We start from the raw sequence: 17,941 nt of genomic DNA, 5'->3' as shown, positions 1-17,941 counted from the left end.
CTCCAACCAAATTTCTTTAGCGGTCAAATATTTCAGGGTGATCAAGCAGGGAAATGCGGGTTTTGCGGACATGCATCGCCAGCAATTCCTCCGCAGAGCGGATGTCACGCCGGCGGATGGCCGCCAAAATGAGCCGATGCTCCAAATGCGTGTCTTCGAGTCCCTCGGGACCGATCAGCTGGACGTATGCGCGCCGATAATGCTGGGTGGTGTTCCAGAGCCTTTCGACCATCTCCAGCAAGGTTGGCATGCCCGCGTCCTGAAAACTGAGCAGGTGGAACTCGCGGTCCAGTTCGACGAAATCCTCCACCACCTGGCAGTTCTCCATCTCCATGGCCAATTGAGTGAGCCGATCCAAAGTTTCGATGCTGACGCTGTCGATGGCCTTGCCCAGCGCGAGCGGCTCAACGCGTTCGCGGATCAGATACGTCTCCTGGCACTCAGCGAGGTTCATGGAACTGACCCAGGCTCCAGAGGAGGCAACCAGTGTGACGAGTCCATGTGATTCAAGAATGCGCAGCGCTTCACGGATCGGCAGCCTGCTCACACCGAACTCTTCCGCGATCTGCTCCTGGCGGATCCTCGTGCCGGGCGCGAGGTCCCCGTCGAGAATCCTTTGACTTAATTCGTCTGCGATGCGCTGACTTGCAGCGCCAGATTTCTTCAACAGAACAGCTTGGGTGGCCATACGTACAGCATACTGATTCACCGCAAATGGATCCATTCGAGGATTATTGTCGGACTAAACAAGGTTGTATACCTTGCATTGGATCCATTGACACGTCTAAGGTGGGACGAACGCAGATGCGATGCACGTACGCCCCATGGGAGCCAAAGATGTCAACCACCACGCCCTTGACCTACTCGACAGAGTGCACAGAATTGCGCACGACCCGCGAAGACTGGGACGCGGCATCTCCCGAGTTGCTCGAATCCATGCTGGTACAAATGCACACCATCCGGATTTTTGAGGAAGTTGTGCTGCAGCTGGCGGCAGAGGGCCTCGTACATGGCCCGGCCCACTCCAGCATTGGCCAGGAGGGAGCAGCCGTGGGATCTGTTCTCGCGCTGCGCGGTGCTGACGGCGTCAACGGCACGCACCGCGGCCATCACCAATTCTTGGCAAAGGGTCTTGCCTATCTGTCCCCGAACGGTATGTCGATCATCGACGGGATAAAGAACGACCAGGTCACGGAATTCATCCGACGGACGATGTCCGAGATTTTGGGTCTCAAGGCCGGGTTCAGCGGCGGCCGGGGCGGCTCAATGCACCTGCAATGGCTTGAGGCCGGAGCTTTGGGCACGAACGCGATCGTGGGTGGCGGCGTGCCCCTTGCCGCGGGCAATGCCTGGGCACAGCGCCATGACGCAGAAGTCCACGACGACGGCGGGCAGGCTGGCGGCATGGGGGTCACTGTGACCTATTTCGGCGATGGCGCCTCAAATATAGGTTCGACGCTGGAGACGCTGAATCTGGCTGCTGCCTGGCGCTTGCCGCTGTGCTTCTATATCGAAAACAATCTCTACGCGGTCTCGACCCATGTTGCCGACGTGACCGGTGAAGCTCGTCTGGCCGCTCGTGGCCCCGGCTTCGGAATCAGGTCCTGGCGCGTGGACGGCATGGATCCCCTCGCGGTCTACCTTGCCCAGAAGGCAGCCGTGGATCACATGCGCGCCGGCAAGGGAGCAACCCTCATCGAGGCGGAAACCTACCGCTATTTCCACCAGAACGGCCCCTTCCCCGGCAGCGCCTTCGGATACCGAACGAAGGAGGAGGAGAAGCAGTGGCGTGACCGCGACCCCTTGGCCAAACTGGCCGCAGAGATGACGCGGCGCGGACTCCTCACGGACGAACAGCTGACTGATCTCACCTTGCAGATCACGGAGCACATTACCCGGATTGTTGACGGAATTACCGAGAAAGACCCGGAGAGCGCGAAAGGCGGCCGCCGGATCCGCCCCACGCTTTGGCCGGATCCCGCCGCGGTGGATACCGACATCAGGAGCGAACCGGCCCTGACAGGATCAACCACCGAAGGACAAACAGAAGCCGGCACCGAGGAGCGCCGCTTCGTGGATGCTATTGCAGACGTACTTGGGCGCAGGATGGATCTGGACCCCGGCGTGCTGGTCCTGGGCGAGGACGTTCACCGGCTCAAAGGCGGCACCAACGGGGCTACCCGCGGGCTGAAGGACGCCTATCCCGATCGGGTTCTTGGCACACCGATCAGCGAGAACGCCTTCGCGGGCCTCGCAGGCGGCCTGTCCATGACCGGGCGCTACAAACCGGTCGTTGAATTCATGTACTCGGACTTCCTCTGGGTCGCCGCTGACCAGATTTTCAACCAGATCGGCAAGGCCCGGCACATGTTCGGCGGCCAGTCGGCGATGCCCGTGGTTCTGCGCTCAAAGGTGGCAATGGGAGCCGGCTATGGCTCCCAGCATTCCATGGATCCGGCAGGCATCTTTGCCAACAACCCAGGCTGGCGCATCGTGGCGCCGTCAACGCCGCACGACTATATCGGCCTGATGAATACTGCTTTGGAACTCCAGGACCCGGTGCTCGTGCTTGAACACGTCGACCTCTACGGGACCAAGGGAGACATCCCCGCGGGGAATCTCGATTACCAGTTGCCAGTGGGAAAAGCTGCCGTGCGGCGGGCGGGCGAAGGCGTCACCGTACTGAGCTACCTGAACATGGTGGATGTTTCGCTTCAGGCTGCCGGGCGGCGCCTCGATCTCGATGCCGAAATTATCGATCTGCGGTGGCTTGACCGGGCCTCCCTGGACTGGGACACGATCGGCGCCTCAATCCAGAAGACCAACAACGTCCTGATCGTCGAGCAGGGTGCCCGCGGCACCTCATATGGCGGCTGGCTGTCCGACGAGATCCAGCGCAGATTCTTCGACTACCTCGACCAGCCCGTTCAGCGGGTCACGGGTAAGGAAGCCGCGCCGAGCATCTCGAAAGTCCTTGAGGCTGCCGCCAACGCCGATCTCGACGACGTCCTTGCCGGCTTCGACGAAGTAGCCCGCAACCTCGGCCGTTCCTGAACCCGATCCATCGAAGGACATTCACCATGGCAACCATTATCACCATGCCGGCCGTCGTCGCAGACGCCACCGAGGCAGCCCTCCAGGACTGGCTCGTGAAAATAGGCGACACAATCGCCGCCGGACAGCCCATCGCCGAAATTGAGACTGAAAAGGCCACTGTTGAACTACAGGCTGAATCTCCGGGCACCATCGGAAGGCTGTTAATACAGCCGGGAACTTCCGTGGGTGTCGGTGAGCCCATTGCTGTGCTCGTCGAAGCGGGGGAAGACGAGGCGTCCATAGACAAGCAGATCGCCTCCGCCGGCGGCGCCTCACACAGCCATGCAGAACATCCCGTGCCGGAGGACACTGAAGCACCAACAACCCGGCGGGATACGCGGCCTGCGGCTCCGGGCGCCAGCCAGGAACCGTCCCGGAATGCTCAAGGACGGGCCTCGCGCATATTCGGGTCACCCTTGGCCCGAAAGCTCGCAAAAGACATGGGCATCGACCTTTCAGCATTGGCAGGCTCCGGACCCAACGGCAGGATCCTGCGCGGAGATGTTGAAGCTGCCGGAAGGCAACAAGCAGCAGGCCCGCAGCCCGTCCCCAAGGCGGAAGGACCCCTCCCCGCTGCCCCAACGGCTTCGTCGCAGACGGCGGGCATGCAAAACTTCCAGGACGTACCGCTCTCAGGCATGCGCAAGGCCATCGCACGGCGGCTGACCGAGTCGAAGACTACCGTTCCCCATTTCTATGTCTCCATCGACGTCGAAATGGACGCCCTCCTGGCTTTACGCAAGCAAATTAACCAGGACTCGATCCCTGCGGGCCAGAAGGCAACCGTCAATGACCTCGTCCTGAAAGCCCTCGGAGGTGCCCTCGTAGACGTGCCCGCCGCAAACGCGTCATGGCAAGGAGACGCCGTCCGCCGCTATTCCACGGTGGATATCTCCGTGGCTATCGCCACCACAGACGGCCTGCTGACACCGGTGGTCCGCGGCCTGGAAAACCTCTCCCTCAGCTCCCTGGGCAGAATCATGGGCGACTACAAAGAACGCGCCAGCGCCGGCCGGATCCGGCAGCAGGAACTCGACGGCGGGTCCTTCAGCCTCACGAACCTGGGAATGTACGGGACACGGGAGTTCTCGGCCATCCTCAACCCGCCCCAGGCAGGGATCCTGGCCGTCGGGGCCGCAGAGCAGCGCCCGGCGGTGCGCGACGGCCAGTTGGCAGTTGCCACGGTCATGAGTTGCACTCTCTCCGCAGACCACCGGGTTATCGACGGCGCGGTGGCAGCCCAATTGTTGGGCGCCTTTAAGAGGCGCATCGAGAGCCCGCTCAGCATTCTCCTGTAATTGCATCCACTAACTGAATTCCTGTTGCGCAAAGACGCGGCATCCAGCGAAAAGGTTTTATCCATGACTCAAGTAACAGCCGAGCAAGACGAGTTGCCAGGGGACCTGCCGCAGGCATCCCTCAAGTCCGCTGGCCACGTCATCGTTGATACGCTGGCCGCCCATGGCATCAAGCGGGCCCATGTGGTGCCCGGCGAGAGCTTCCTTGACGTTCTTGACGGACTCCACGATTCGCCCATCGAAACCATCGTGTGCCGCCACGAGGGTGGAGCGACGTACATGGCAGAGGCTGACGGGAAGATGAACCAGCTGCCTGGCATTGCGATGGTTACCCGTGGTCCCGGCGCTGCCAATGCCCACGTTGGACTGCACACCGCGTGGCAAGACTCCACCCCCATGGTGCTTTTTGTTGGGCTGATCCCCTTCGCCCATAGGGACCGCGAGGCCTTCCAGGAGTTCGACATCAAAGCCTGGTTCGACACCGGTGCCAAGCGCGTGATGGTCCTCGATAACGCCGAACGTGCCTCCGAAATCGTCGCCGAAGCCCTGTTCGCGGCAATGAGCGGACGGCCCGGCCCCGTCGTCGTCGGCCTGCCCGAGGACGTCATCCGCCAGCAGATCAACGCCAGGCTGCATCCCCCCATCCCGGTCGCCACCGGCGGAATGACCACTGTGGACGCGGCTGCGTTGGCCGATGCCCTGGCCGCGTCCAGCAAGCCACTCTTCGTCACCGGTGGAAACGACTGGACCCAGGAAGGCGCCGACCAGCTCACACGCTGGCTGGAAAAGCACCGCATCCCCGCCGCAGCCGAATGGCGCACCGAAGGCACCATCCCCTTCGATTCCCCGTCCTACGTAGGCCCCATCGGCTACGGCCGGCCCCGACCCACCTACGACCTGCTGGAAGAAACCGACCTGCTGATCTTTGTTGGCACGGTCCCAGGGGACGTCATTACCGACGGGTTCCTGTGCCGCCAGGACTGGACCAAAAAGAACTTCCTCGTCACCATCGACCCATCCCTCCGCGGCCGCTCCGGACCCGTCTCCTACCAAATCCTGGCCAAACCGGACGTCTTTATCCGCGACCTGGCCAAGATCGAACTTCCAGTCAAAGACGAATGGGTGAACTGGACGGCCAAAATGCGCGCCGAACAGGTTGCCTTCGCCGCGCTCCCCCCGGCGACGCCGTCGGCCGGTCCCGCACGGATGGACACCCTGATGGCCAACCTGGTCCCCACCCTGCCAGCCGACGCGATGGTCACCCTCGGCGCCGGCGAGCACACCAACTGGGCACACCGCTACTTCCCCACCCAGCGTTATGCCTCGATGATCAGCGCCCGCAATGGCTCCATGGGCTACTCCATACCGTCCGCCATCGCCGCGTCCCTGGAATACCCGGGCAGGCGTGTGGTGACTATTGCCGGTGACGGCGAATTCCTCATGAACGGCCAGGAACTGGCAACAGCCGCCCAGTACGGCGCCACTCCCCTGGTCATCGTCATGGACAACCAGGAATACGGCACCATCCGCACCCACCAGGAACGGCACTACCCGGAAAGGGTGTCCGGAACGCAGTTGAAGAACCCGGAGTTCGCGCTCATGGCCCAGGCCTTCGGCGGCTTCGGCGTCAAGGTAGAACATGATGCAGACGTTCCTGCCGCTATCAAAGCGGCGCTGCGAGCCATCAACGAGGACAGCGTGTTTGCGCTCATCCATCTGGTGGTTGAGCAGCGGGTCAAAGCCTACTAACCCTCCCCCATCAGCCCCCGGGTCGGTTGCGCCCGCCCATACCCCTACAACTTTTAAGGACTTCCCTTCATGACTGTTTCCGCGCTTTCCCCTGCCGTTTCACCCGAACGCGAAGCTTCGCTCCTCGACTCCGTCCCCACCGGCCTGCTGATCGGCGGGCAGTGGCGGGACGCGTCCGACGGCGGCACGTTCGACGTCCACGACCCCGCGACCGGGGAGGTGCTCGCCACCCTTGCTTCCGCGACCAGCGAGGACGCTCTCGCCGCGCTGGACGCAGCCGACGCCGCCCAGGCGTCCTGGGCGCGGACCGCCCCGCGAGAACGCGCCGAAATCCTCCGCCGCGCCTTTGACCTGGTCACCGAACGCGCCGAGGACTTCGCCCTCCTGATGACCCTGGAAATGGGCAAACCGCTGGCCGAAGCCCGCGGCGAAGTCACCTACGGGGCCGAATTCCTGCGCTGGTTCTCCGAAGAAACCGTCCGCGACTACGGCCGTTACCTCACCACACCCGAAGGCAAAAACAAGATCCTCGTCCAGCACAAGCCCGTCGGACCGTGCCTGCTCATCACCCCCTGGAACTTCCCGCTCGCCATGGCCACCCGCAAGGTCGCCCCCGCCGTAGCAGCGGGTTGCACCATGATCCTCAAGCCCGCGAAGCTCACCCCGCTCACCGCGCAGTACTTCGCGCAGACCATGCTCGATGCCGGACTGCCCGCCGGTGTCCTGAACGTCGTGGCCTCCTCCAGCGCGTCCGGGATCTCCGGCCCCCTGCTCAAAGACTCACGGCTGCGGAAGGTTTCGTTCACCGGCTCCACACCGGTGGGCAAGCGCCTCATGGCCGACGCGGCTCAGAATGTGCTGCGGACCTCCATGGAATTGGGCGGGAATGCCCCGTTCATCGTGTTTGAGGACGCCGACCTGGACAAGGCCGTCGAAGGGGCCATTGCGGCCAAAATGCGAAACATGGGTGAAGCCTGCACCGCCGCCAACCGCTTCCTCGTCCAGGAATCCGTCTCCGCCGAGTTCACACAGAAGTTTGCTGCGGCCATGGGCGCCTTGACCACCGGCCGCGGCACCGACCCCTGCACCCAGGTCGGTCCGCTGATCGACGCCGGCGCCCGAGATGACGTGCACGCCCTGGTGGCTGCCGCCGTCGACGCCGGGGCTACCGCCGTTACAGGTGGCGGGCCCGTGGACGGGCCCGGATACTTCTACCAGCCCACGGTCCTCGCCAACGTTCCCAACGGCGCAGCGATTCTAGGCCAGGAAATTTTCGGTCCCGTCGCCCCGGTCACCACCTTCAAAACCGAGGAGGACGCCATCCGGCTCGCCAACAACACCGAATACGGCCTCGCTTCCTACCTCTACAGCCGAGACTTCAACCAGCTCCTGCGCGTGGCAGAGCAGATCGAGTTCGGCATGGTCGGCTTAAACGCCGGCGTCATCTCCAACGCCGCAGCCCCCTTCGGCGGCGTCAAACAATCCGGCCTCGGCCGCGAAGGCGGATCCGAAGGCATCGCCGAATACACCACCATCCAGTACATCGGCCTCGCAGACCCCCACGCCAGCTAGACAAGCCACCCCGGAACACTAAAGCGCCTGTCTGCCCCGTACGTGGGGCCGGCAGGCGCTTTAGTGCTTACTTCAGGAAAGGCAGCCGCGACGCGTGTGGTGGCTACCGGGAGAATTCCGTCGGCGGGCTGTCCACCCAGTCCTTGTAGATCGGGTCCTCGGGATGCCAGGCTCCCCAGTGCGAGACCCGAGGAACATTCACCACTGGGCCGCTAGCGCGATCTGTGCGAGAATCGCGATGGCGTGTGGAAGATCCTCCATCGGACCTGTATCGGGGACTAGATCGACGTCCGGCCCATCAACTCGGATTGGGTGGTCGTTTCCGACGTCGCCACCGTGATCATCGAAAGAATCAGGCCAGTACCGGGACGACGATCTTGCCCACCTGAGTATTGGACTCCAGGTATCTGTAGGCCTCCGCGATGTCAGCGAGCTAATAAAACCGCATCCAGCTCAGGGGCGAGGCTCCTGGTATGTGCGGCGGCGTCAGTGAGGCGCGCGGCACCAGCGGACCTGCGACCGGATCGAAGATCAGCGATTGAGTGGTTGCCAATCCCACGCTGCTGGAGGCCGTCGGCAGAACGACACGTGAGGTGGCCAGGACGAGTTCGCTGTGCAGCGAGTAGTCGGTCATTGCAGATGAGGGTGCGATACCGACCCGGTCTCCGACCTCCAGGCCCACAGTAAGGGCCTGTATGCCCCGCTGGCCTTAGTGCCGCCGTCAAAGGCTTGACCCTAAGGCCAGCCCGCCGTGGAACGGTTTCTAGAAGGTGCGAGCGGCAACCCGCACCGGTTCGGCACGCTTCAGTGCGTCGCTCAGCCGCTCAGCGGACACAGGTGCGGCGGGAGCTTCGAGCATGCTGTCGTCCGGGGTGGCGGCGTCCGCCAGGTAAAGCCTGGTGTAGGCACCGGCTTCCGGCTCGAAACGCCAGCTCTCAGCCAACGAACCGGCGTCCACTGCATCGAAACCCAGTTGCCCGATAAGGCTCATGACCTTGGTCTTGGCGGAAGCGTCATCGCCCGCCACGGGAAGGGCGGTGCGATCGGGTGCGCCGGCGGGGCGCGCCAGCTGGGGGATGTGGTGCGCGAGGATGTTGTTAAAGGCCTTCGTCAGGCCGGCTCCTTGAAAGTGCCGTAGCACGAGTTCGCTCGTAGTCAGCCGTTCCTCGTCGAGCTCAGACACCCTTCCATCCCGGAACGGGTAGTAGTTGGTGGTGTCGAGTACGGCCTTCCCTTCCAGCAGGGATGCGGGAATGGCGCTATGCGCCGTGAGCGGCACGGACAGCACAACAACGTCTCCGGCCGCTGCGGACTGTTCGATGGTGCCGGCGGAAGCCAGCGGTCCCAACTCTGAGACGAGGCCTGCGAGTGTCTCCGGGCCGCGGGAATTGGACAGCACTACCGGGATGCCGGCATTTACGGCGAGACGAGCGATGGCAGCACCGATGTTCCCGGTGCCAATAATTCCAAGTGTGGGCATTTTTTGTTTCCTCAGTCGAGAGTCGTGGATGGGGCGGAAACCTGAAAGCTCCGGCCCGTTGGTGGCACGCACTGGTGGGTGGGTCTGGCGTTAAATGTATCTTATGTTCGCGTCAGGGTAAACATAGGCGGTTTTAGCGATAGACTGGGCACATGGCCAGCCGAACTTCCAATCCCCTCACACACCCTGACGCCAGTGAACTGGACCTGTTCCGCCTGATGGCGGCCGTGACTGACCCGGTGCGGCTGGGGATCGTCATCAAGCTGGCTGGCAGCAGCGAGGACATCCCGTGCACCGACTTTGCCCTTCCAGTGACAAAGTCTGCCGGGACCCGCCATTTTCGGGTGCTGCGTGAGGCTGGCGTGATCCATCAGCACGACGTGGGCGTCCGCCGCATGAGCCGGCTGCGCAGCGATGACCTGGAAGTCCGCTTCCCCGGCCTGCTGAAACTGATCCTCCAGGAGGCTGCCCACTTCAACCACGGGGATCGTCAGGCCTCCTGACGTGGAGCGCCACCCGGGATCCATCCCGAGGATGCCCCGGGTTCAGGCGCCGGAGCGGTACGCGGGACATGACCGGTCGCATCGAGTACGTTGTCCAGCCAGTCCACGCGGTTAGCGAAACGCTTGGCCTTGTGCGGAGCGGTCCACCGGTAGGCGTCGTTTTCCCAATTGATCTTCAGCCGCCGTCGGGACGTCAAGGCAGTGAAGGTATGGATGAGCCAAGGATTGCTCAAGCCGTCAGCCACCACCAAGTCCGGTCCCGGCAGGAGTCCCAGGAGGTCTTTGGTTTGCAGACCTGCTTCCTCAAACAACTCTTCAAGGGTCTGCTGTTCAGGCGTGGCCCCGGCTTCCATAAAACCGGTAATGCAGTGCCAAAGGCCACTGTCGTGGCCAAGTTTTCCGCTTCTTCTGAACAGGGCAATCTTGTCCCGCCACTGGATGACGGCCGCTATCACGGTGCGGTCCGCAGGGATGTCACGCGCAGCGCGCGAGGGAAACCTCTCGCCGGACGCCGCATCAACGACCCTCATAGTGTCCTTCCAACGCACAGCAACCGCTCAGTCTGCTACACCACGTCGATCGACTGCGCGTTGACGAGGTCGCGGAACTTGGCGCCGTGCCAAATGAGCGGCTCGTTTTCGCCCACTCCGAGCTTCTTCACCTCAAGCAGCGCCATCCAGTGATCGCCGGCCTCTGAAACCTCGTGGACCGAGCACTCGAGCCACAACGCCGCATCTTCTATGAACACTGCCCCGTCCTCACCGACGTCGATGGCCACCTGCTCAAAGCGTGCAGCACGGTCCTTGCCTGCGAGCCTGCGGGTCAGATGTCCCTGCCCCTTGCCAAAGATCGATACCCCGAGTGAGGCGGCATTCTTGATCTGCTCCCATGTCTCCGATGACTTCTGCACCGCTACCGCGACGAGGCACGGTTCGAGCGACACGCCAACCATGAACGATGACGCGACGAGTGCATGCTTCTCGTCGCCGGCTTCGACCGCGAGCACCGCCACTCCTGACGGAAACTGTGCGAACGTGCTTCTCACCAGCAAAGGGTCGTTGCCGAATGCACTGACCTTCGGCCGGGTCATAAACTTTTGGGTCATGGTTTTCTTCCTCTCGGTGCCCGCGTGGGAGTGATGGCTCTCTGACCACACCCGGGCCGAATTTGTGTGGACAATTATGCGGCGGTCTGGCCGCCGTCGATCGGCAACGCGACGCCGGTAATGTACGAAGACTGCTCACTGGCGAGGAACAGGACGGCATTGGCTACTTCTTCGGCTGTTCCAACACGACGTGCCGGAACCATATTGATGAGATAGTCCGCGGCGGCAGGGTTTTCTGCCAAGGCTTCTTCCATCATTGGAGTCCTGATGGGGCCAGGGCAGATGGAATTCGCGCGTATATTCTGCTCCGCGTACTCAAGGGCGATGGTGCGGGTCAGCCCGAGGAGGCCTGTCTTGGCAGCGCTGTAACTGCCGTACAGAGGCGTTCCCATCAAGGCTGCGGCTGAAGCCACATTGACTATCGATCCCCCGCCACGCTCCAGCATGGCCGGAATGGCAAACTTCATCGTGAGGAAAGCGCCTCGGAGATTGACGTTGATCATCTTGTCGAAATCGGACTCCAGCGCCTCATGGTGCTGGACCATCGGAGCATTTGCCCCGGCAATGTTGCACAGAATGTCCAGTCCGCCGAATTCGCTGATGGCCAGGCTTACCATTGCCTTCACGTCTGCGGCGTTTGAGATGTCAGCCTGGATGGGCACCGTGCGATCTCCGAGCTCGACAGCCGTTTTCTCCTGGGCCCCGGAGAAGTCCGCCAGAACAATGTTCGCGCCCTGCTGATGAAACAGGCGGGCAGTTGCCAAACCCATGCCTGAACCGGCACCGGTGACTATTGCGGTCTTGCCTTCGAGTACGTTGGTCATCGTTATTCCTTCATGTCCTTGTAGTTGTGGGGCATACCTGCCCGCGAGAGTTGGCCTCGCCTTTGGCGGCCTCGCGTAGGCGGCGGGATGAGGGTTTTGGACTGGGGAAGCTCACCGGATCTCCTTTGATTTCAGTGCGTCGGCTTGCCCTGCCGACTTCGCCCACAATCAACGCTAAGAGAAGGTGGGGCAGCACCGGCATGGCCATCGGTGCCAACCAGGAAGGAAACGGCGCCAAAGTGTGTCCTCCCGTGAGGGCAAGCCAAAAAGCCCTGGCCATGCACTTCGACGGATATGTTGCGCGCAGGAATAAAAGTGCTCCCCGGGAGCCTGAACTGGATGACCAGTCCGGCTTCCGGGGAGCACGTTGGCTGTCTATTTACTTTGCCGTGAGGACCGCGTCACGGCTCCGGCTTTCGTTCGCGCTTTGTCCTGAATTGCCGGGTGCGAAAGCCTTCGTAAAAACGAAGCCGCGGTAGTCGTCGGAGACAACTTCTTCGACCTTCTTGACGTACTTGTCGAAGCCACCGGCATACGGAATGAAATAGCGCGAGCCGTCGTATTTGTTGACGTGGACCATGTAGTTGTCCACGGCACGGCGCAGGAGCGGCGCCGCGATCTCATTGCAGTGGTCGCCCCACTCCCGCTCGGCCTCAAGGCTTGCCTCAATGCGAACGGCGCCCTTTTTTTCGGCGTGCGCAATGATATCCGCCACAAAGTCAACGTGTTGGTTGTTCCCCACGAAGAAGTTTGCGAGCACACTCGGGCTTTGCGCGCCGGTGAGCATAAACAGATTCGGGAACCCATGCGTCATAACCCCCAAATGGGTCTGCGGCTTATGCTTCCACCGGTCGCTCGGCTGCTGGCCGTGCTCGTTGCGGACGTTGGCCTGGTCCAGGGCGCCTGTAAAGGCCTCGAAGCCGAGGGCAAAGACGATCAGGTCAACCTCGTACTCATTGTCCCGGGTCTTAATCCCCGTCTTGGTGATGCACTCGATCGGATCACTTCTCAAGTCCGCGAGACTGACATTGCTTTGATTGAAGATCGGGTAATACCCGGTATCAATGCAGAGCCGACGGATGCCGATCGGGTAGGAGGTAGGCATCAGCTTCTCGGCGGTCTCGGGATCGTCGATCATGTCGCGGATCTTGCCGCGGACGAACTCTGCGACGACGTTATTGACATCGATGTTCGTCCCCTGGTCGGAGAAAGTTCCGAGCAGGGTCTGGCCCCCGAACGCCCATCTGGACTCGAGAATCTGCTGCTGCTGTTCTTCCGAGAAGTCGGAAGCCTTGCCCGCAAAGCCCTGCATGACATAACCGACCGGGGAGTTATATGACTCGTCACGCAGTTGCAGAACTTTTTTATTGAGGCGGGCCTTCTTCCTCCTGTCCGCCGGTCCGTTGTGTGCAGGGATCGAGTAGTTCGGGGTCCGCTGCAGGACACAGAGTTGCGCGGCTGTCTTGGCGATCTCCGTGGCAGCCTGCACACCCGAAGATCCCGTTCCAATGAGGGCCACGCGCTTGCCGGCAATCTCAACGGGGGTCTTAGGCCAATGGGCGGTTTGATACCACTCGCCCTCGAAATCATCGAGTCCCGGGAAGTCCGGCTTCCGGGGCTTGGAGAGCTGTCCCGTCGCCATCACGAGATAGCGGGCCCAAACCGTCCGGCCGGTATTGGTCTTGATGAGGTACTTGTTCTCGTGGGGCTGCCAATCGGCCGAAGTCACCCAGGTGCTCAGCGAGAGGTTTCGGCGCACATCGAGGCGGTCCGCCACATAGTTGAGGTACCGCAGGATTTCGGGTTGTGCAGCGTATCGCTCGCTCCAGTCCCATCCCGCGTAAAGCTCGGGATCAAACATGAAGGCGTAGCTATGGCTCTCCAAGTCCACGCGGGCACCTGGGTAGGCGTTGTGATACCACACGCCCCCCACGCCGTCTGCTCCCTCGAAGCCGTGTACCTCGTGTCCCAAATCTGCAAACCGGTGGAGGGCGTAAATGCCCCCCATGCCCGCGCCGATCACAACGACGGAATATTCCTCCGTCTCGCCCGTGGGGTCCTGGATGTGGTTGTTTGACATGACTTCGCTCCCTGGACGTGCGTCTTCACTGGTCACTGGCGTCACCACTCGTTGGATGGAACAATCCATCCTGATTTCGTACTTTTGAAAAACCCACCGGATCTCCTTTGATGTCAGTGCGTCGGCTTCATTGCCGATCCTTGTTCACAAATAACGCTAAGAGCCGCCGGGGCAGGACCGGCACGGCAATGGACGCCAATAAGGCGGGAAAAGGCGCCAGCTATTCACCCTCCGCCCGCGGGCGGGTCAGCTGATCCGAGTCTCGGCCAGCGAGACGACCGCTACGGCACTCGTGGTCTCCACGCCCAGTTGGTTGATGGCCTTCACCGTGACTTCGGCGCATGCTCCGTGGTTCTCATCGCGGAACACGCGGGTGACCTCGCCTCCGATCCACTGCGTGTCACCGAAGACACCGGGCTGCTTAATGCGCACCGAAAGCGACACGAGATCCGCGTCGTCCCCCATCCAGTTGGTCACACAGTGCGCCATCCACGACACCCGCTGGTTGCCGTTGTCGTACGCGCCCGGCATGCCGATCGCGTGCGCCATTGCAGCATCCTGGTGCCCCAGGCTAGGGAAGGGCTCGGAGAGGAAGTGCTCGGGACCGAGGTTGGTCGGCGCGCTCGGGTCACCGTTCCTCACCCGCTCCTGCTGGCGCACGCGGGTCTCGACGCCGCGGTAGCCGGCGGTTCCGATTGCTCCGGCATAGTACGCGGTCATGGTGATGAGGTCGAGTGGACCCTTGACTATCTGCGGTACGACGTCGCCGACGGACACCGTTTCGGCAAAGCGCGTGCGCTGACCGCGGATCTCCTCAGCCAGGATCTCGGCACGGATCTGTTCTTTCTCCTCGTCGGTGTATACATGGGGGTCGCGCGGTTCGTGCATCCGTTGGCCCTTGGAACTTCTAGCCACGCAGACGATCGTGTTACGGACAATCCCGACAAGCTCCTCGCCGACGAAGTAATCGGTGCGCCCCACCTGCTCCACCAGGCGACCGGAGCGGCGGCCCACGCGTTCACGGACGTCTTCGACGAAGGCTCGGGCGCGAACCCGCTCGCCCAGGCGGATCGGCCGGCGGAAGTCGAGGTCGGCACCGAGGTGGATAGCCTGGATGCCCTCCGACATCCCCATCGCGACCTCGGCGTCGCACACGGAGTAGAGGAATGTCGGGGGTGCGATCCGGGTGCCGTAACGCGTTGTCTGCGCGTACGAATCCGACAGCCACAGCGGGTTCTCGTCACCGATCCCCCACGCGTAGTGGCGGATCGAGTCGGTGCTGGCCTCCTCGTTCCATTGCACAACAACGGCCGACTCACCGATAAAGCTCTTCATGTAGGCGACGTCTTCATCGGTGATCTGCCTTGCAGGTACGCCGGTAGTGGTGCTGGTGGTCATTGTGTTGGTCCTAACGAGGCGGTGTGGACCGACACGACGGCGTCGACGACGGTAACCGTGGCTGTTGCCGGGTCCGCAAGGATAGGGTTGAATTCGAATTCGTCGATGTTCCCGCGCTGTTCCGCCCAGGCGAGAATGTCCATCACAGTACTGGTGAGCGCGTCGAGGGTCCTCCCCGCGGCCTCCCCACGAAGGCTTGCGGCGACGACGCGCACGTCAGAGATAGCTTGGCGGACCTCCGGACGGGACACGGGGAGCGGAAGGATCCTGATATCGTCGATCGCCTCAGTCATACCTCCTCCGGCGCCGAGGACGAGGACCGGGCCGAACTCGGGATCGCGCCGGAGTCCTACCAGGACTTCGGTCTTCCCCGGCGCCATGGTTTGGACGGAGATCGTCGCGGCCTCCCCTTGGATGGACGTGAGCTGGACTGCTGCAGCACGTGCGCTGTCGGCGTCGTTGACGCCGATGAAGACGCCTCCAGCGTCTGCCTTGTGAAGGATCTCGGCATCATCGATTTTGATCGCTACCGGGAAGCCGATCTCCTCGGCAGCCCGGACGACGCCGTCGACATCACTGACGGCGCGGCTGGCCGGTACAGGAACGCCGGACTTGGCCAGGGATTCGGCCACCTCGCGCCAGGTCAGGTTGCACGTCCCGCCCGTTGTTACCGCCTTGAGCGACGCCCCCACCAGATCGCCGCGGTTGGCACGGGTGAGTTGGACCTGCGCCCAGGAGGATGCGGCCGCGATAGCATCCAGTGCCCGCCCGGCTGTGGGCAGGGACAGGACACCTGCCTTGCGCAGGGTTCCTGCCTGGGCGGCCGTGACCCGGTCGTCCTCGGACAGCGGGACCACCATGACGCGTACTCCCGCCGGGATGGTCATGCCGGCGATACCGGCCGCGAGCTCATCGAAGTCGTGCGCGAGCCGGGTCGCTGTCACGATAACCCAGCCGTCCGGCGTCGTGGTGAGAACCCGCTCAACGATGCGCAGGTAGTCGGCAGTTGTTGACTGTACTCCAACGTCGATGGGATTGCCGAGGTGATTGCTGCCCACCGCGTCACCGATTGAGCGGAGCGCTTCCGGTTCAAGGTCGCGGAAGGTCAGGCCGCGGTCGTCGGCCAGGTCGTTCCACAGCCCCACCTGGGCGCCGGAGGTGGTGACGACGGTCAGCTCCTGGTCGCGGCCGGAGAGCCGTCCGTGGAAGACGTCGAAGGTCTCGGTCAGGTCAAGGAGTTGTTCGGGCGACGTGCAGACCATTCCGAAACGGTGGCGGAGGACGCTTAAGGCGACGCGGCCGCTGCCTGCAAGTTTGCCGGTATGGGACTGGGCGCTCATCGCGCCGCGCGTGGACCGGCCCAGCTTCAGGACGATGACCGGGATACCGCGGTCTCCCGCGGCGGTTGCAGCGGCCTCAAGGTCATCGTTTGCGCTGAAGCTCTCGACGATGCAGGTGAGGACATGCGTGTCCGGATCAGCGCCCAGCCACTGCGCCCAGTCGGTAAAGCCCGTCGAAATCTCGTTCCCGGAGCTGGCCCAGGCGCTCAACCCGCTCGCGCCGCGTGCGGCGAGGGACTGCATGAGCGCGTTTCCCAGTCCGCCGCTCTGGCTGAACATCGCCACGTGACCGGCCGGAATCTCGCCACGTTGCAGGACCGATGAGAAGGTTGCGGTCAGAGACCGGCCCACGTGCATGAAGCCGATGCAGTTAGGGCCGATAAGTCGGGTGGTGCCTTTGGCCAATACCGCACGGAGCAGCTCGTCGCGGTCGTGCCGGCCGGTTTCACCGAAGCCGGCAGCGAACGCCACCGCGAAGGGGACGCCAAGCGCCACGCACTCACGCAGATCCTCGATGACCCTGTCCGCGGGTCCCACAAGGACGGCAACGTCGGGCACCTCGGGGAGGTCAGAGAGCGTCTCTACCGCGGGTACACCCAGCACTTCCTTGTGCACACTGCTGACCGCGTAGAAACGCCCCTCGAATCCGAGGCGGGCGAGGTAATCGAGTGTCCGCCCCGAGGTCTTCCACGGGTCCCGGGAAGGGCCAACCACCGCCACACTCTCTGCCTTCAACGGGTTATCGATGCGCACGGGGCTCAAAACAGCCTTGCTATCCAACATTTAGATTCCTCCAGTCCGTCGCACGGTCCCCGGCCTGCGGCTGACCGGGATCTCTATTGCCTCGACCACCACGCCGAGATCCCGGTCGGTGTCAAAGTAGGCGAATCCGCCGTCGCCGCCCTGGCCATAACCGCGCGCCGTTTGCGTAACCCTGTATCCGGACGCTTCCATGAGCGTGATCGCAGCATCCAGGCTGTCTACAAATACGCCCAGGTGGTGGAGGCCGGTGCGGCCCTGCTCGGTGAACTCGTGGTAGATACTTGGGCCGGCCAATGGCTGAATGAGTTCGATCTGGGGATTGGAACCGCCCATGGCAATGTGCATCGCGAAAGCGCCTTCCTCGGCACCAAAGCGCGACCAAGGCATGAACTCCTGGTCATAGCGGTAACAGAGCCACTCTTCGATGCCGAAAGCGCGTCCGTACAGCTCGATGGCCTCGTCGAGGTCCGGCACGAGGATCCCCACCTGCCCGACGCTCCCGATCGGAACAGGAGCTGCGGACTGAACCTCGGGCAGGCCTCTAAGGTCCTTCCCGGCAGCGGGCGTGGCACCGTTGCCATCACCGCTAAACTCTCTTGATGTGATAGTTACATTCATAATGTAATAACTACGCTACCCTTCCGGTTGCTGTCAACGGATGAAGTGCTGCCCCTGCGCCGAGGGACCCCTTCCGCGGTCTTGTGGCCCTTCTTTCGCCATGTGCGTATGATTTC

15 protein-coding genes are annotated in these 17,941 nt (G+C 62.6%); 5 read left to right on the top strand and 10 right to left on the bottom strand.

Annotated elements, in window-relative coordinates:
* Positions 1-16: 16 nt before the first annotated feature.
* A complete protein-coding gene (locus KNN17_RS11240; RefSeq protein WP_241709119.1) occupies positions 17-724 on the bottom strand; it encodes a GntR family transcriptional regulator in 708 nt (235 codons plus the stop codon).
* A gap of 113 nt (positions 725-837) precedes the next feature.
* Between KNN17_RS11240 and KNN17_RS11235 the strand changes: the two genes are divergently transcribed.
* The 4 genes from KNN17_RS11235 to KNN17_RS11220 all read left to right on the top strand — a co-directional run bounded on the left by KNN17_RS11235 (position 838) and on the right by KNN17_RS11220 (position 7,715).
* The gene (locus KNN17_RS11235; protein ID WP_241709118.1) at positions 838-3,054 is read left to right on the top strand and encodes an alpha-ketoacid dehydrogenase subunit alpha/beta; all 2,217 of its coding nucleotides are present in this window, start codon (positions 838-840) and stop codon (positions 3,052-3,054) included.
* A gap of 26 nt (positions 3,055-3,080) precedes the next feature.
* Positions 3,081-4,394 carry a dihydrolipoamide acetyltransferase family protein gene (locus tag KNN17_RS11230; protein ID WP_241709116.1) on the top strand — a complete coding sequence of 438 codons (1,314 nt, stop codon included), beginning with the start codon at positions 3,081-3,083 and terminating at the stop codon, positions 4,392-4,394.
* 63 nt (positions 4,395-4,457) lie between these two features.
* Positions 4,458-6,143 (top strand): thiamine pyrophosphate-dependent enzyme, encoded by a 1,686-nt coding sequence (locus tag KNN17_RS11225; RefSeq protein WP_241709115.1) that lies wholly within the window; start codon positions 4,458-4,460, stop codon positions 6,141-6,143.
* A 69-nt stretch (positions 6,144-6,212) separates the two neighbouring features.
* Positions 6,213-7,715, top strand: a complete 1,503-nt coding sequence (locus KNN17_RS11220) for an NAD-dependent succinate-semialdehyde dehydrogenase (protein WP_241709112.1) — start codon at positions 6,213-6,215, stop codon at positions 7,713-7,715.
* Between the two features lie 433 nt (positions 7,716-8,148).
* Here KNN17_RS11220 and KNN17_RS11215 read toward each other — a convergent pair whose 3' ends face one another.
* A complete protein-coding gene (locus KNN17_RS11215) occupies positions 8,149-8,349 on the bottom strand; it encodes a hypothetical protein (protein ID WP_241709111.1) in 201 nt (66 codons plus the stop codon).
* A 129-nt stretch (positions 8,350-8,478) separates the two neighbouring features.
* Entirely contained in the window at positions 8,479-9,195 is a 717-nt protein-coding gene (locus tag KNN17_RS11210) for an NADPH-dependent F420 reductase (RefSeq protein WP_241709109.1), read from the bottom strand.
* Between the two features lie 152 nt (positions 9,196-9,347).
* Here KNN17_RS11210 and KNN17_RS11205 point away from each other — a divergent pair, with 152 nt between their 5' ends.
* Complete coding sequence (locus KNN17_RS11205; protein WP_241709107.1) at positions 9,348-9,698, top strand: ArsR/SmtB family transcription factor; 351 nt, start codon at positions 9,348-9,350, stop codon at positions 9,696-9,698.
* Here the strand turns inward: KNN17_RS11205 and KNN17_RS11200 are convergent.
* The 7 genes from KNN17_RS11200 to KNN17_RS11170 all read right to left on the bottom strand — a co-directional run bounded on the left by KNN17_RS11200 (position 9,686) and on the right by KNN17_RS11170 (position 17,825).
* Entirely contained in the window at positions 9,686-10,228 is a 543-nt protein-coding gene (locus tag KNN17_RS11200; protein ID WP_241709105.1) for an NUDIX domain-containing protein, read from the bottom strand. The two genes, KNN17_RS11205 and KNN17_RS11200, sit on opposite strands and share 13 nt — an antisense overlap.
* Positions 10,229-10,263: 35 nt before the next feature.
* Positions 10,264-10,803, bottom strand: a complete 540-nt coding sequence (locus KNN17_RS11195; RefSeq protein ID WP_241709104.1) for a flavin reductase family protein — start codon at positions 10,801-10,803, stop codon at positions 10,264-10,266.
* 74 nt (positions 10,804-10,877) lie between these two features.
* Positions 10,878-11,627 carry an SDR family NAD(P)-dependent oxidoreductase gene (locus KNN17_RS11190; protein ID WP_241709103.1) on the bottom strand — a complete coding sequence of 250 codons (750 nt, stop codon included), beginning with the start codon at positions 11,625-11,627 and terminating at the stop codon, positions 10,878-10,880.
* A gap of 379 nt (positions 11,628-12,006) precedes the next feature.
* Positions 12,007-13,707 carry a flavin-containing monooxygenase gene (locus KNN17_RS11185; protein WP_241709102.1) on the bottom strand — a complete coding sequence of 567 codons (1,701 nt, stop codon included), beginning with the start codon at positions 13,705-13,707 and terminating at the stop codon, positions 12,007-12,009.
* 246 nt (positions 13,708-13,953) lie between these two features.
* Positions 13,954-15,105: an FAS1-like dehydratase domain-containing protein gene (locus KNN17_RS11180; RefSeq protein WP_241709101.1), complete on the bottom strand. Its 1,152-nt coding sequence runs from the start codon at positions 15,103-15,105 to the stop codon at positions 13,954-13,956.
* A complete protein-coding gene (locus tag KNN17_RS11175; protein WP_241709100.1) occupies positions 15,102-17,228 on the bottom strand; it encodes an acetate--CoA ligase family protein in 2,127 nt (708 codons plus the stop codon). Before KNN17_RS11175 ends, KNN17_RS11180 begins: the two co-directional genes overlap by 4 nt.
* Positions 17,229-17,825 carry a VOC family protein gene (locus KNN17_RS11170; RefSeq protein ID WP_241709099.1) on the bottom strand — a complete coding sequence of 199 codons (597 nt, stop codon included), beginning with the start codon at positions 17,823-17,825 and terminating at the stop codon, positions 17,229-17,231.
* Positions 17,826-17,941 lie beyond the last annotated feature (116 nt).

Origin of the sequence: Arthrobacter bambusae (assembly GCF_022606295.1) — a bacterium.
Classification (GTDB): domain Bacteria; phylum Actinomycetota; class Actinomycetes; order Actinomycetales; family Micrococcaceae; genus Arthrobacter; species Arthrobacter bambusae_A.
Note: the sequence above shows the minus strand (reverse complement) of the source record. Positions and strands in the feature narration are given on the sequence as shown.

Excerpts from the sequence above, each read along its gene's own strand:
- KNN17_RS11240 (WP_241709119.1), bottom strand. The coding sequence starts at position 724 with ATGGATCCATTTGCGGTGAATCAGTATGCTGTACGTATGGCCACCCAA.
- KNN17_RS11235 (WP_241709118.1), top strand. The coding sequence starts at position 838 with ATGTCAACCACCACGCCCTTGACCTACTCGACAGAGTGCACAGAATTG.
- KNN17_RS11230 (WP_241709116.1), top strand. The coding sequence starts at position 3,081 with ATGGCAACCATTATCACCATGCCGGCCGTCGTCGCAGACGCCACCGAG.
- KNN17_RS11225 (WP_241709115.1), top strand. The coding sequence starts at position 4,458 with ATGACTCAAGTAACAGCCGAGCAAGACGAGTTGCCAGGGGACCTGCCG.
- KNN17_RS11220 (WP_241709112.1), top strand. The coding sequence starts at position 6,213 with ATGACTGTTTCCGCGCTTTCCCCTGCCGTTTCACCCGAACGCGAAGCT.
- KNN17_RS11215 (WP_241709111.1), bottom strand. The coding sequence starts at position 8,349 with ATGACCGACTACTCGCTGCACAGCGAACTCGTCCTGGCCACCTCACGT.
- KNN17_RS11210 (WP_241709109.1), bottom strand. The coding sequence starts at position 9,195 with ATGCCCACACTTGGAATTATTGGCACCGGGAACATCGGTGCTGCCATC.
- KNN17_RS11205 (WP_241709107.1), top strand. The coding sequence starts at position 9,348 with ATGGCCAGCCGAACTTCCAATCCCCTCACACACCCTGACGCCAGTGAA.
- KNN17_RS11200 (WP_241709105.1), bottom strand. The coding sequence starts at position 10,228 with ATGAGGGTCGTTGATGCGGCGTCCGGCGAGAGGTTTCCCTCGCGCGCT.
- KNN17_RS11195 (WP_241709104.1), bottom strand. The coding sequence starts at position 10,803 with ATGACCCAAAAGTTTATGACCCGGCCGAAGGTCAGTGCATTCGGCAAC.
- KNN17_RS11190 (WP_241709103.1), bottom strand. The coding sequence starts at position 11,627 with ATGACCAACGTACTCGAAGGCAAGACCGCAATAGTCACCGGTGCCGGT.
- KNN17_RS11185 (WP_241709102.1), bottom strand. The coding sequence starts at position 13,707 with ATGTCAAACAACCACATCCAGGACCCCACGGGCGAGACGGAGGAATAT.
- KNN17_RS11180 (WP_241709101.1), bottom strand. The coding sequence starts at position 15,105 with ATGACCACCAGCACCACTACCGGCGTACCTGCAAGGCAGATCACCGAT.
- KNN17_RS11175 (WP_241709100.1), bottom strand. The coding sequence starts at position 17,228 with ATGTTGGATAGCAAGGCTGTTTTGAGCCCCGTGCGCATCGATAACCCG.
- KNN17_RS11170 (WP_241709099.1), bottom strand. The coding sequence starts at position 17,825 with ATGAATGTAACTATCACATCAAGAGAGTTTAGCGGTGATGGCAACGGT.